This is a genomic window from Mesorhizobium sp. M4B.F.Ca.ET.143.01.1.1 (assembly GCF_004792275.1).
In the GTDB taxonomy this organism is placed as follows: domain Bacteria; phylum Pseudomonadota; class Alphaproteobacteria; order Rhizobiales; family Rhizobiaceae; genus Mesorhizobium; species Mesorhizobium abyssinicae.
Map to the genome: position 1 here is coordinate 1 of NZ_SRSR01000023.1, position 12744 is coordinate 12744.

Genomic DNA, 12744 nt, shown 5'->3' on the forward strand with positions numbered 1-12744 from the left:
CGGGGTCGATGGAACGGCGGACGAAGACCCTCGCTCTCCCACGGGCTTCAAGGCCCAAAGATGCTCCGGTCTCTCGTCCGCCACCGCACCTGCTGCAATAGCAGAGTCGGCAAGGGACAAGTTACAAGGATGCCGGCAGGTAGGTGAGGGGCGGCACAGGCGTCGGGCAAAAAGGGGCGGACGGAAATCAGACCGGAGGTGATTGGCCCGGAGAGCCACCGCCCCTGGCTCCCGCCGCCGGCGAAAGCTCAGCCTTCCAGCACTTCCTTCGACGCCACGGTCGAATCGGCGTTGAGCGTGTAGATCACTGGCACGCCGGTGCCGAGCTCGAGCTTGACGATCTCCTCGCCGCTCTTGCCGTCCAGCGCCATGATCAGCGCGCGCAGCGAATTGCCGTGCGCGGCCACCAGCACGGTCTCGCCACGCAGCACGTGCGGCTGCAGGTCGTGCAAGTAATAGGGCCAGACGCGCGCGCCGGTGTCCTTCAGGCTTTCGCCGCCGGGCGGCGAGACGTCGTAGGAGCGGCGCCAGATATGCACCTGCTCCTCGCCCCATTTCTTGCGCGCGTCGTCCTTGTTGAGGCCGGAGAGATCGCCATAGTCGCGCTCGTTCAGCGCCTGATCACGGATGGTCTTGAGATCGCTCTGGCCGACCGCGTCGAGGATGTGCTGGCAGGTCTTCTGCGCCCGGATCAGCGCTGAGGTGAAGGCGATGTCGAACTTCAGCCCGCGTGCCTTGAGCTTCTGGCCGGCGGCCTTGGCCTCGGCATGGCCCTGCTCGGTCAGGTCGACGTCGCGCCAGCCGGTGAACAGGTTCTTCAGGTTCCAGTCGCTCTGGCCGTGGCGCACGAGCACGAGGGTTCTCGACATGTTTGCTCCTTCGAGTTTGAGCAATTCCAGGAAAAGTGTGTCGCGGTTTTCCGTCCGGAATTGCGTAGAACAAAAATATTGGAAGAGGCCGCCTCAGCTCAGGCCGAGCACGTCCCGCATCGAATAAAGTCCGGGCTTCTTCGCGCGAGCCCAAAGCGCGGCTTTTACGGCTCCGCGCGCGAAGATCGCCCGGTCCTCGGCATGGTGGGACAGCGTGATGCGCTCGCCGGTGCCGGCCAGCACCACCGAGTGGTCGCCGACCACCGAGCCGCCGCGCAGCGTGGCGAAGCCGATCGTGCCCGGCTTGCGCACGCCGGTATGGCCGTCGCGCACGCGCACGTCGTTGCCGGCAAGCGGGATCTCGCGCCCGGCCGCCGCTGCTTCGCCGAGCAGAAGCGCCGTTCCCGAAGGCGCGTCGACCTTGTGGCGGTGGTGCATTTCCAGGATCTCGATGTCGAAATCGTCGCCGTCGAGCGCGCGCGCGGCCTGCTCCACCAGCACCGCCAGCAGATTGACGCCGAGGCTCATATTGCCTGATTTGACGATCGTCGCGTGGCGGGCAGCTGCCGCTATCGCGGCGTTGTCGTCCGCCGAGCAGCCGGTGGTGCCGATGACATGGACGATGCGCGCCTGCGCCGCGTAGCCGGCGAATTCGACGGTCGCCGCCGGCGCGGTGAAATCGAGCACGCCGTCGGCCTTGGCGAAGGCAGGCAGCGGATCGTCCGATATCGGCACGTTGATGATGCCGATGCCGGCGAGTTCGCCGGCATCCTTGCCGAGATAGGGCGATCCCGGCCGCTCGACGGCGCCAGCGACGCGCGCCCCCGGCATCGTGTGGATGGCGCGGATCAGCGTCTGGCCCATGCGGCCGGCCGCGCCAACCACCACCAGGCCCATATCGCCCGTTTCGCTCATGCCTCTCTCCCGACCGCCCTCTTCGCGCGGCTGCGCGGCGGCGGAGTTTGGATGGGCTTGGCGTCGTCGACAAGCCCCAGACCCTTCTTGCCCTGCACCCGGTGGAAACGGGCATAGACGCTGTGCGGATCGGCCATCAGCAAGGCATGGGTGCCTTCCTCGACCAGCCGGCCCTCTTCCAGCACGATGATGTGGTCGGCATTCACCACGGTCGACAGCCGGTGCGCGATGACGATGGTCGTGCGCCCTTCCATGACATGGGTCAGCGCCTCCTGGACGCGCGCCTCAGCCTCATTGTCGAGCGCCGAGGTCGCCTCGTCGAGCAAAAGGATCGGCGCCTGGCGCACGATGGCGCGGGCGATCGAGACGCGCTGGCGCTGTCCGCCCGATAGCGTCACGCCGTTCTCGCCGACCGGCGTGTCGTAGCCTTGCGGCTGCTGGCGGATGAACTCGTCCGCCGCCGCCTGCTTTGCCGCCCATTCGATCTCCGCATCCGTGGCCGAAAGCCGGCCATAGCGGATGTTGTCGCGGATCGTGCCCTCGAACAAATAGGGCCCCTGCGAGACATAGGCGATCGAGCTGCGAAGCGAATGCTTCGTCAGCCTGGAAATGTCCTGGCCGTCAACCTCGATGCTGCCGGCCTCGACATCGTAGAAGCGCTGCAGCAGCGCCACTAGCGTCGACTTGCCGGCGCCGGATGCGCCGACGATGGCCGTCACCTTGCCGGCGGCGGCGGTAAAGCTCAATTCCTTGAGCACCGGCGCGTCGGCGGCATAGCGGAACGAGACATTATTGAAACGCACCTCGCCGGTGGTGATCCTCGCTTCGACCGCGCCGGTCGCATCGCCCTGCTGCGGCTGCTGGTCGAGAAGCTCGTAGATCATGCGCGCGTTGACCAGCGACCGCTCCATGCCGACCTGCATGCGCGCCAGACGCCGCGCCGGATCATAGGCCAGGATCAGCGCCGTGATGAAGGAGAACACCGCGCCCGGCGGCTGCCCGAGGACCAGCGCCCGGTAGCCGGAATAGGCAATGACGCCAGTGACGGCGAGGCCGGCCAGCATGTCGGAAATCGGCGTCAGCCGCTCCGAGACGCGGGCGATCTTGTTGCCCCGCTGCTCGGCGCTTTCGGCGAGCTTGCCGATGCGGCGCGCCAGTTCGCCCTCCATGGTGAACGCCTTGACGATGGCGATGCCTTGCGTCGCCTCCTGCATGGCGCCGATCAGCCGCGAGTTGATCTGCACGGATTCGCGCGCGATGCGGCGCACGCGGCGCATCAGATAGACGACGGTGTAGATCAGCGGCGGTCCGATCAGCAGCGACGAGAGCGACAGCAGCGGATCCTGGTAGATCATGACGCAGATCAGGCCGAGCAGCGTCACCCCGTCGCGCGCGATCGAGGTCAGCGTCATCGACAACAGGTCGCGGATGCCGTTGATGTTCTCGTTGACCTGCGCGGCGAGCTGGCCCGAACGGGTGTCGTTGAAGAAGCCGACGCCGAGCTTCATCAGGTGGTCGAAGATGCGGCGCTGATAGCGCGCCACCAGATTGTTGCCGATCCGCGCCAGCGTCACCGCCTGGCCATAGGTGGCCAGCCCGCGCAGCGTGAAGGAGCCCATGATCCCGGCGCAGATCAGCACGATCAGATCGCCGCGTCGCTCATAGAAGATCTGGTTGACGACCGGGCTCATCACCCAGGCGGTGAAGGCCGTCGTTGCGGACACGGTCAGCAGGCACAGGGTGGCGAAGATGTAGGCTGAGCGGTATTCGCGGCCGTTTTCGGCGATGATGCGGCGCAGCACCGCCCAGGTCTCGCCGGGCCGGGCTATCGCTTGGTGTTGAAGCTGGTTCAAATCGAGGGTCGTTCCGTGGTTCCGTCTGGAAATTCGGCACCCCTCTTAGCGTTCCCGTCGCGGCTTGCCTATGGCGAAACTTCGTCGCGGCGCGATTCGCGAACCGACAACCAGGGCGCGAAGCGCTACACCCGCCAGTGCCGCCCCGCCGTCTGCACGCCGAACAGCGAGGGATTCCTGGCATAGGCGGCGAGGCCGAGAAGCGCCGCCAGCGGATGCGTGATGACATAGACCGGCATCGCGCGCAGCAAGGCGCTGTGCGGCGCCTTGTCCTCGAAAGCGGCGCGGAAATTGCCCGCTTTCAGCGCCGGCACGATCTTCTGCGCGATGCCGCCGGTGAGAAAGACGCCGCCCCGGCTCATGAACACCAGCGCCAGGTCGCCGGCGGTGCGGCCGAGGCAGGTGACGAACAGCGAAAGCGCCTCCTCCGCCACCGGGTCGGACTTCGCCAGCGCCGCGCCGGTGATCTCGGCCGGCGCGCTGAACGGCGCCGGCTTGCCGTCGGCCTTGGCCACCGCGCGGTAGATATTGACCAGGCCGCGCCCGCACAGGATCTGCTCGCCGGAAACGCGGCCTTCGAGCCGCTCTATATGCGGGAAAACCTGGAAATCGCGTGGCGAGCGCGGGCCGATATCCATGTGTCCGCCTTCGCCGGGCACCGGTATCCAGTGGTTGAGCGCATGGATCAGCCCGGCAACGCCGAGGCCGGTGCCGGGGCCGAGCACGACGCGGCTGGCGTTCGGCTCCGGCGTGCCGCCGCCGATCTTCTCCATATGTTCCTCGCCGAGCGCCACGACGGCCAGCGCCTGCGCCTCGAAGTCGTTGAGCACGACGACCTCGCTCAGGCCCAGATTGGCGAACATCTGCCTCGGCTTGACCACCCAGGGGCAATTGGTGAGCGGGATCTCGTCGCCGTCGACCGGCCCGGCGATCGCCAGCACGGCCGAATTCGGCCGCACCGAGGAACGGTCGAGCACCGCCGCCTGGATCGCCTCGTCGATGGTGTTGAAATTGGCGGTCTGGACGATCTGCGGCTCGGTCGGCTCCGAATTGGCGTCGAGCACGATCGAGAAGCGCGCATTGGTGCCGCCGATGTCGCCGATCAGGACCGGAAACCGCAGCGTTGTCTCGTCTTCACCTGCCATGCTGTTGCACGTCCCCGTTCCGGCAGTCTGCCGTTTGTCTCTTCGTTGAACTAGCGCATGGGCTTGCAAAGGGAAAGCCGCTTCGCGTCAGCTTGAATCTCGTCCTTTTCAGCGTCGGCGCCGCCCCTCGCCCGCCTGCCGGCACCCTCTCCCCGTATAGTGACGGGGAGAGGGACGCTGTCATTCGCGATCTCGCCGATTGCAGGCGTGTCAAGAAGGAGTGCCAGCGCTGCGGCCTGCCCCCTTCTCCCCGTCACTATACGGGGAGAAGTGCCCGGCAGGGCGATGAGGGGCGGCGCCTGCTTCGACAATTAGCCCGGAATGCCTGGCGTCAGTTTTCCGGCCTTGGCCGTGGCAGTGGAATGCCGATTTTCGGGGTCGGCGCAAAAGCGCTCGCCGAGGCCGGCAGCGCCGCGGCACCAACCGGCACCATCGGTTCCGCCACGGGCGGCGGCGGCTCGGCGGCCGCGATCGGCAGGTCGTTACCCGCGATCGGTAGGCCGTCGCCATGATAGGTGACGGCTTCCGCCGAAGCCGGGTTTGGCGCGTCGAGCACCGCCCGGCATTCCTTCGGCAGGTTCGCCATCGTCATGATGTCGCGCGCCTTCGGCGCGTCCGGGTTCTTGTTGGGGCGCCACGGCTCCGCGGTGAACCACCAGGCCAGCGGCTTGCCGCAGCCGTCATCGGTCGGCGTCGCTTCCTGCGCCTTGCAGCCGTGCGAGCCCGGCTGGCAGCCGATGCGCATGTGGAAATGATAGTCGTGGCCCCAGAACGGCCGGATTTTGCGCAGCCAGGAACGGTCGCCCTTCACCGTGTCGCACAGCTTTTTCTTGATGCCCGGATTGACCAGGATGCGCTCGACCTCGGGATAGCTCGCCGCGCGCTTCAACAGTTGCGTGTGCCGCGTCGTCCACAGCGCGTCCTTCACCAGATGCGTCTTCTCGTCGACCATCAGCGTTGCGCTCATCGATTCGCGCTGCGCCATCGACAGTGGCCGGCGGGGCATCGGCGTCAGCCAGATGTCGGCGTCGAGGCCGATCTGGTGCGACGCGTGGCCGGTCAGCATCGGCCCGCCGCGCGGCTGCGAGATGTCGCCGATCAGAAGGCCGGGCCAGCCGTCGGCATGCGCGTCGCGCGCCAGCTTCTCGATCAGCGCGATCATCGCCGGATGGCCCCAGCGGCGGTTGCGCGAGGGGCGCATCACTTCCCAGCTCGGTCCGTCCATCGGAATGGCGACGCCGCCGGCGAAGCAGCCCTTGGAATAGAAGCCGAAGGATTGCGCCGCCGCCACCGCCGGCAGCTTCTCGGCCCCGAACAGGTCTTTTGCCCGCGGCTCGGCCGTCAGCGCGCCCGCCGCCAGCCCGGCCAGCGCCAGGATCGCCAGCGTCGCCGTCAGGAACGGCCGCCTGACGGGCAATGATCGCAACGAGGTCACCATGAAGCCGCATCCCTCTCCTGTCGCGCCGCCCGATCCTCGAGAGCGGCCGCGGCGCGAATCATAGCATGCCCGGCGCCGCGCTTTAATCAGCGCGTTTCATCGGGCTGCGCGGCTCGCCCTCGCGCCAGCTGCCGTCGGCCCACATATGGTCGAGGGCCGAGCGGTAGTCGGGGAAGGCAAAGCGATAGCCGGCCGCCTTGATCGCGGCGTTGGAGACGCGCTTGTTCTCGCCGTAGAAGGAGCGCGCCATCGGCGAAAGCTGCGCCGTCTCGAAGGCGATTTCCGGCGGCGCTTCGACGCCCATCAGCCCGGCGGCATAGGCGACGACATCCTGCGGCGGCGCCGGCTCGTCGTCGGTGACGTTGAATATGCCGCCGCGATTTTTCCCGGCCAGATGCCAGAGCGCGCCGGCAATGTCGTCGCAATGGATGCGGTTGAACACCTGGCCGGGCTTGACCAGCCGTCTGGCGGTGCCGTCGGCCAGATTGACCAGCGCGTTGCGGCCCGGACCGTAGATGCCGGAGAGGCGCAGGATCGCCACCGGCCGGCCGATCTCCTCGCCGAGCTTCAGCCACTCCTGTTCGGCGGCCACCCGCATCACCGAGCGCTTCGACACCGGTCGGCACTCGGCCCTCTCGTCCACCCAGCCGCCGCCATGGTCTCCATAGACGCCGACGGTGGAGAGATAGGCGATCCATTCCAGCGCCGGCATCGCTGCGATCGCCTCGCGCGCGGCGCCGAGCACCGGGTCGCCGGCCTCTTCCGGCGCCACCGAGACGATCAGATGCGTGGTCGTTTTCAAGGCCTCGCCGATCTCGGCCGTCAGCGCGCCGTCGAAGCGCAGCGGCGCGATGCCGGCCTGGCTGAGCGCCGCGAACTTCTCCGGCGAGCGCGTCGTGCCGAGGATTGTCACCCCATCCCGGCTGGCGCGGGCGAAGGCCTTGCCGGAATAGCCGGCGCCAAAGACGAAGAACTGCTTTTCACTCATGCATGGACCTTTGCTGGCAGGGCCGACAGCCATTCGTCGCGCACTGTCATGTCATCTTCGGTTGCCAGGGCGGTGGCGGCGCGCGAGGCGAACTCGGTGTCGGGTAGAAGCCTGGACAGCGCCCAGACGGCCGCGCCTCGCACCAGCGGCGAGGCGTCGCCCAGCAAGGCACGGACCGCGCCCGCCAGCGCGGCGTCGCCCGAATTGCCGGCGGCGATCAGCACATTGCGGATGAACCGGTCGCGACCGATGCGCTTGATCGGCGAACCCGAGAAAAAGCTGCGGAAGGCCGCGTCGTCGAAGCTGAGCAGCTCCGCCAGCGGCGGCTCTCGCAAATCCGCGCGCGCGGCAAGCTTCGCCTCCGAGGCGGTGCGGGCGAACTTGTTCCACGGGCAGGCGGCGAGACAATCGTCGCAGCCATAGATGCGGTTGCCGATCTTGTCGCGGAATTCGCGCGGGATCGGCCCCTTGTTCTCGATGGTGAGGTAGGAGATGCAGCGCCGCGCGTCGAGCCGGTAGGGCGCCGGAAAAGCGTCGGTCGGGCAGGCGTCGAGGCAGGCGCGGCAGGAGCCGCAATGGTCCTCTTCCGCCGTGTCGGGTTCCAGCTCGGCGGTGGTGAAGATGGTGCCGAGGAACAGCCAGGAGCCGTGTTGCCGGCTGACCAGATTGGTGTGCTTGCCTTGCCAGCCGAGGCCGGCGGCTTCGGCGAGCGGCTTTTCCATCACCGGTGCCGTATCGACGAACACTTTCACGTCGCCGCCGGCCTTTGCCACGATCTTGCCGGCGATCTCCTTCAGCCGGCCCTTCATAATATCGTGATAGTCGCGGTTCTGCGCATAGACCGAGATCGCGCCGCGGTCGCGCCTTGCCTGCAGCTTGCGCGGATCGTGGTCCGGCCCGTAATTCATGGCCAGCACGACGATCGAGCGCACTTCGGGCCACAGCGTCGATGGTTCGGCCCGGCGTTCGATCGTCTCGGCGATCCAGCCCATCGAGCCATGAAAACCGTCGGCGACGAATTCGGCGAGCCTGGCCGGCGCCAGCGGGATGGCATCGGGCCTGGTGACGGCGACGGCGTCGAAACCGGCGCGCCTGGCCTCGCCGTCGATCAGCGCGCGCAGGTTTTCGGTCTTAGAAATCGAGGTCCGCATAATGCGACACCGGCGACAGGCCGCGCACCCGGTCGGACAGAAGTGGCCGGAACGAGGGCCGTGACTTGACCCTTGTATACCATTCCCGCGCCGCGGTGTGCTCGCGCCAGTCGATCTCGCCCAGATAGTCGAGCACCGAAAGTGCGGCCGCCGCCGCGAGGTCGGCATAGGTCACCCTGCTGCCGGCCAGCCAGTGGCGGGTGCCGGCCAGCCAGTTGGTGTACTTCATGTGCTGGCGGATGTTGGCGCGGGCGGCGCGGATCGCCGCCGAATCGGGCGAGCCGCCGCCCGCCGTCTCCGGCATGATCGGCTTCAGCACGCGCTCGCGCACCAGGTGGCGGGTCACCTCGCTCTCGGCCTTGTTCAGGTACCAGTCGGTCAGCCGGCGGATCTCGGCGCGCTCCATCGGGTCCTCGGCGAACAGCCGCTTGTCGCGCTTCAGCACGCCGCGCGTCTCGTCGAGATATTCGGCGATCACCATGGCGCCGACGATCGGCACGTCGCCCTCGGCAAGCAGGATCGGCAAGGTTCCGGCCGGGTTCAGCGCCAAAAACTCCTTGCGCCGCGTCCACGGCTTTTCCTCGATCAGCGCCAGCTCCTCGCCATATTCGCCGAAGGCGAGGCGCACGAACCGGCAGGAGGCGAACATCGGGTGGTGGAAGAGCGTCAGCATGGTCCCGCGATAATAAGGCGCACTGGCGAATCGCCGGCCGCGCCGGTAAGTCTTGGCCGCCCGCAAAGCGGACCGTCAGGGTGCTGCGACCTATAGGGGGACTTCCGCGCCATGACAAGCAAGCCCTTCTTTGAGTCCCAATCCCGAGGTTGCCATGGATAGCCAGACCATCGTCGAAGCGCTGCTGCTCGGCCTGCTGGAGGGCCTGACCGAGTTCATTCCGGTGTCTTCGACCGGCCACATCCTGCTCGCCGGCCATTTCCTCGGCTTCCATTCGACCGGCAAGGCGTTCGAGATCCTGATCCAGCTCGGCGCCATCCTCGCCATCCTCAGCGTCTATTTCAAACGCCTGTGGCAGATGCTGCTCGAACTGCCGCACGACCGGCTGACCAGGCATTTCGTCATCGGCATCCTCATCGCCTTCCTGCCGGCGGCCATCATCGGCGCGCTGGCGCATGACTTCATCAAGACTATCCTGTTCGAATCGCCGCGGCTGATCTGCATCATGCTGATCATCGGCGGCGTCGTCCTGCTTCTGGTCGATCGGATGAACCTCAAGCCCGTCTATCGCGACGTCGAGCGCTTCCCGACGCGGCTCTATCTGCAGATCGGCCTGTTCCAGTGCCTGTCGCTGATCCCCGGCACCTCGCGCTCCGGCTCGACCATCGTCGGCGCGCTGCTGCTCGGCGTCGACAAGCGCGCGGCGGCGGAATTCTCCTTCTTTCTCGCCATCCCGACCATGGTCGGCGCCTTCGCCTTCGACCTGTTCAAGAACCGCAACGTGCTGACCTCGGCCGACCTGCCGATCATCGCCATCGGCTTCGTCGCCGCCTTCGTCACCGCGCTGTTCGTCGTCCGCTTCCTGCTCGATTACGTCTCGCGCAACGGCTATTCGCTGTTCGGCTGGTGGCGCTTGGTGGTCGGCGGGCTCGGGCTGGTGGCGCTGATGATCTGGGGGTAAGCGCCCACCCTCCCCCTTGTGGGGAGGGTCGATCCGCATAGCGGATCGGGGTGGGGGTCAGCGCCAACCCCCGCCCCGGTTCGCCAACGACGCTGCGCGTCGCTTGCTCGCCGACCCTCCCCACAAGGGGGAGGGTAAGGCCTTCAATTCCTTCCATAAAACGCGTTCTCGACATGCACCGGCCAGCGCCAGGGCAGCACGGCCACCATGTCGAAGCGCGCCGACAGTCTGCCATAGTCGGGCTGGCGCGACAGCCAGAGGTCGGCGGCGCTCTCGATGCGGCGCTCCGATTCGTAGGCGATCGCCTCCATCGCTTCCATCAGCGTGCGCCGCGCCTTGACCTCGACGAACAGCACCAGGTCGCCGCGCCTGGCGATCAGGTCGATCTCGCCGAACCTTGTGCGGTGGCGCCGCGCCAGGATCCGGTAGCCTTTCAGCATCAGCGCCAGCGCCGCCAGCCATTCACCGCGATGGCCGCGCCGATAGGCTTTCAGGCGGCTGGCGGCCGGGCGCTCAGCCACCGCTGCCCTCTGCCGAGGTGTCCCTGAGCTCGAGCAGCCGCCGGTAGAGCGCCTGCTTCTGGCCGCCGGTCATCTTCGCCGCTTCCGCTGCCGCCTTGGAGGCCGGCATTTCGGCGGCGAGCGACAACAGCAGCCGGTCGATGTCTTCAGGTTCGTCGGCCTTGGCCTCGGCGGGACCGACGCAGATGACGATCTCGCCCTTGGGCGTGTCGGCCGCCGCATAGTGCTCGGCAAGAGCCCGCAGCGTGCCGGTCCGCGTCTCCTCGAAGGCCTTGGTCAGCTCGCGGCCGATCGCCGCCCGGCGTGTGCCGCCCAGCGCCTCGGCCATCGCCGCAAGCGTCTCGGCCAGCCGCCTGGGCGACTCGAAGAAGATCAGCGTCGCCGGCACCTGCCTGAAGCTCTCAAGTTTCGTCAACCGCTGGCCGGTCTTCACCGGCAGGAACCCGGCGAAAAGAAAGGCGTCGGAAGGCAGGCCGGACGCGGTCAGCGCCGCCAGCGCCGCCGACGGGCCGGGGATCGGCACGACGCGGATGCCACGGTCGAGCGCCTCGCCGACCAGCCGGTAGCCGGGATCGGAGACCAGCGGCGTCCCGGCGTCCGAGATCAGCGCCACGCTCTGCCCGGCCTCGAGCGCCGCGATCAGCTTCGGTCCGGCCTCGGGTGCATTGTGATCGTGATAGGCGGTGGTGCGGCGGCGGATGCCGTAGCGCTCCAGCAGCACGCGCGACACGCGCGTGTCCTCGCAGGCGACGATGTCGGCGGCGGCCAGCGTCTCCAGCGCGCGCAGCGTGATGTCGGCGAGGTTGCCGATCGGCGTCGCCACCAGATAGAGCGCCGGCGCGAGCGGCCGCGCCGCGATCTCGGTCTGCCCGATCACATAGCTGCGTTTGTCGCCGGTCACCCTTGGTCCTCCATGCAGCCTGTTTGGCACGGCTGATGCCCGGTTGCAAAACGTGACGACGAAGTAATGTCGCCCGCCATGCCTTTGCCATAGTGCGGAACGAAACCGTCACCGGCGAATTTTATCCGTGAGTCTCGCATGTGTGAGTCTCGGGGAGGCACAGGATGGATAGCCTGAAGATTCAGGACGTTTTCGAGCCCTATTATGCGGGCCGCAAGCGTTTCGCCATGCGAAGGAACAAGTGCCTGCCGGCCAGCGCCGATGACGCCGCCGGTAAAACCGAGGCCGGCAAGCGGCGTTTGCGCCGCCGGCCGAAGACCAGGCTCAAGGCCGCAACCGATAGCACGACGGAGCACTGACCGGACGATGCCCAATCGCTTCGATATTTTCATCACCCGTCTCGAAACCAGGAACAGCCGCGAAGGCGTGCCGCTAGCCCCGATAGGCGACCAGCACCGCCCCCGCCGCGATAAGGCCGACGCCAAGCCAGTTCGCTCCGGAGAGGCGCTCGCCGAGAAAGACCGCGCCAAACACCGCCACAAGCACGACGCTTAGTTTGTCGATCGGCGCCACCTGCGCCGCGTTGCCGATTTTCAGCGCGCGGAAATAGCAGAGCCACGAGGCGCCGGTAGCCAATCCGGAAAGACCGAGGAACAGCCACGTTTTTCCGGAGATCGATGCCAACGGCTGGAACTGGCCGCTGGCGGCGAGAATGGCCGCGAGCACGACCAGGATGATGGCGGTGCGGATCAAGGTGGCAAAATCGGAATTGATGGTCTCGATGCCGACCTTGGCGAAAATCGCCGTCAGCGCCGCGAAAGCCGCCGACAGCAGCGCCCAGAATTGCCAGGAAGAAGCGGTCAGGTTCATTTCGGGTGGCCTTGTCGGTTTTCTGTCCGCAAGTGCGTTAACCGGATACCGCGAAACGCGCACCACCAGAAGCGCAATCGGCAGGGCTTGGAGATTGGCTGCGCCATCAGCGCTGGCACACCGCTTCTTTACAGATATCGCGGCACCTTAGCCTCGAGCAGCCGCACCAGCTCCGGGTCCATGAACTCGTAATTGTCCGGAATGTCGAGGCAGATGACCCTTGCCCGCTTCAGGCTCGCCTTGAATTTCTTCTGCAGCTTGGCGCGGTGCGCCTTTTCCATCACGAAGATGATGTCGGCCCAGGCGACCAGCTCATGCGTCAGCGGATTGTCGGCATCGTGATTGGTGCCGGCCGAGGCGACCTCGATATCCCTTCGTTTGGAAAACACCTGCTCGGCCGTCGGGCTGCGCAAGCGGTTCTGGCCGCATACGAAGAGGATGTTCTTCAAGGGCTTTTAC

The 12744-nt window shown here is 66.9% G+C and carries 14 protein-coding genes; 2 read left to right on the plus strand and 12 right to left on the minus strand.

Annotated elements, in window-relative coordinates:
* Positions 1-248 precede the first annotated feature (248 nt).
* The 8 genes from EN786_RS32800 to EN786_RS32840 form a co-directional block, all read right to left on the minus strand.
* A complete protein-coding gene (locus EN786_RS32800; protein ID WP_127286529.1) occupies positions 249-869 on the minus strand; it encodes a 2,3-bisphosphoglycerate-dependent phosphoglycerate mutase in 621 nt (206 codons plus the stop codon).
* 93 nt (positions 870-962) lie between these two features.
* Positions 963-1784, minus strand: coding sequence for a 4-hydroxy-tetrahydrodipicolinate reductase (gene dapB / locus EN786_RS32805; protein ID WP_127286528.1), 822 nt, complete (start codon positions 1782-1784; stop codon positions 963-965).
* A complete protein-coding gene (locus tag EN786_RS32810; RefSeq protein ID WP_189524344.1) occupies positions 1781-3637 on the minus strand; it encodes an ABC transporter ATP-binding protein in 1857 nt (618 codons plus the stop codon). Before EN786_RS32810 ends, dapB begins: the two co-directional genes overlap by 4 nt.
* Before the next feature lie 125 nt (positions 3638-3762).
* Complete coding sequence (locus tag EN786_RS32815; RefSeq protein WP_127310990.1) at positions 3763-4782, minus strand: glucokinase; 1020 nt, start codon at positions 4780-4782, stop codon at positions 3763-3765.
* A gap of 331 nt (positions 4783-5113) precedes the next feature.
* The gene (mepA, locus tag EN786_RS32825; protein ID WP_135909603.1) at positions 5114-6220 is read right to left on the minus strand and encodes a penicillin-insensitive murein endopeptidase; all 1107 of its coding nucleotides are present in this window, start codon (positions 6218-6220) and stop codon (positions 5114-5116) included.
* An 82-nt stretch (positions 6221-6302) separates the two neighbouring features.
* Entirely contained in the window at positions 6303-7208 is a 906-nt protein-coding gene (locus EN786_RS32830; RefSeq protein WP_127310992.1) for an SDR family oxidoreductase, read from the minus strand.
* A complete protein-coding gene (queG, locus tag EN786_RS32835) occupies positions 7205-8359 on the minus strand; it encodes a tRNA epoxyqueuosine(34) reductase QueG (RefSeq protein ID WP_127310993.1) in 1155 nt (384 codons plus the stop codon). The genes EN786_RS32830 and queG overlap by 4 nt, the downstream gene beginning before the upstream one ends.
* Positions 8340-9032: a glutathione S-transferase family protein gene (locus EN786_RS32840; protein WP_127310994.1), complete on the minus strand. Its 693-nt coding sequence runs from the start codon at positions 9030-9032 to the stop codon at positions 8340-8342. Before EN786_RS32840 ends, queG begins: the two co-directional genes overlap by 20 nt.
* Before the next feature lie 154 nt (positions 9033-9186).
* Here EN786_RS32840 and EN786_RS32845 point away from each other — a divergent pair, with 154 nt between their 5' ends.
* Complete coding sequence (locus tag EN786_RS32845; protein ID WP_127287370.1) at positions 9187-9993, plus strand: undecaprenyl-diphosphate phosphatase; 807 nt, start codon at positions 9187-9189, stop codon at positions 9991-9993.
* Between the two features lie 143 nt (positions 9994-10136).
* Here the strand turns inward: EN786_RS32845 and EN786_RS32850 are convergent, their stop codons facing one another.
* Positions 10137-10514: a YraN family protein gene (locus tag EN786_RS32850; RefSeq protein ID WP_127284846.1), complete on the minus strand. Its 378-nt coding sequence runs from the start codon at positions 10512-10514 to the stop codon at positions 10137-10139.
* A complete protein-coding gene (rsmI, locus tag EN786_RS32855) occupies positions 10507-11415 on the minus strand; it encodes a 16S rRNA (cytidine(1402)-2'-O)-methyltransferase (RefSeq protein WP_127284847.1) in 909 nt (302 codons plus the stop codon). Before rsmI ends, EN786_RS32850 begins: the two co-directional genes overlap by 8 nt.
* 164 nt (positions 11416-11579) lie before the next feature.
* On the opposite strand from rsmI, the gene EN786_RS32860 reads away from it, so the two are divergent.
* Complete coding sequence (locus EN786_RS32860) at positions 11580-11774, plus strand: hypothetical protein (RefSeq protein WP_135909605.1); 195 nt, start codon at positions 11580-11582, stop codon at positions 11772-11774.
* A 73-nt stretch (positions 11775-11847) separates the two neighbouring features.
* Here the strand turns inward: EN786_RS32860 and EN786_RS32865 are convergent, their stop codons facing one another.
* Both EN786_RS32865 and EN786_RS32870 read right to left on the minus strand, forming a co-directional pair.
* Positions 11848-12285, minus strand: coding sequence for an EamA family transporter (locus tag EN786_RS32865; RefSeq protein ID WP_127284849.1), 438 nt, complete (start codon positions 12283-12285; stop codon positions 11848-11850).
* A 128-nt stretch (positions 12286-12413) separates the two neighbouring features.
* Positions 12414-12734: a low molecular weight protein tyrosine phosphatase family protein gene (locus EN786_RS32870; RefSeq protein ID WP_127311631.1), complete on the minus strand. Its 321-nt coding sequence runs from the start codon at positions 12732-12734 to the stop codon at positions 12414-12416.
* Positions 12735-12744 lie beyond the last annotated feature (10 nt).